Source organism: Phormidium sp. CCY1219, assembly GCF_035615515.1.
GTDB lineage: Bacteria > Cyanobacteriota > Cyanobacteriia > Cyanobacteriales > Laspinemataceae > CCY1219.
On record NZ_JAJENT010000546.1, the window covers coordinates 1 to 459 of the forward strand.

At 49.5% G+C, this 459-nt stretch carries 1 protein-coding gene; it reads left to right on the forward strand.

What is annotated here, in order from left to right; translation table 11 throughout:
• Window positions 1-101: 101 nt before the first annotated feature.
• The coding region (locus tag LKK83_RS14825; RefSeq protein WP_324631970.1) for a reverse transcriptase N-terminal domain-containing protein at window positions 102-459 on the forward strand (358 nt) is incomplete at its 3' end.

The following is a 459-nucleotide window of genomic DNA, read 5'->3' on the forward strand; positions in this document are numbered from 1 at the left end:
AAGCCAACGGGGGCAGGATTGAGTCAGAAGCGAAAGGTTGGGGTAATGCCCAACATATGCAGACAGACTCACGACAATTTGGAAGATAAAGTCTGAGTAGTATGGAAATACCCAATACGGTTCATCAAGAGAATACGGTGCGGAAGGAATGGCGCGACATCGACTGGAAAAAGGCTGAACGTCACGTCTACCGCCTACAAAAACGAATTTATCAAGCCGAGTGTCGTGGCGATGTTAAAACAGTTCGCGGACTCCAAAAGATTTTGCTGAAAAGCTGGTCTGCCAAGGTGCTAGCGGTACGACGGGTAACCCAAGACAATCGAGGCAAAAAGACGGCGGGGGTGGATGGGGTGAAATCCTTGTCCCCAAAATCACGTATGAACCTTGCAGGTCAATTGAAACTCGACTCAAAAGCCAGACCTGCCAGACGGGTATGGATACCAAAACCAGGACGAGACG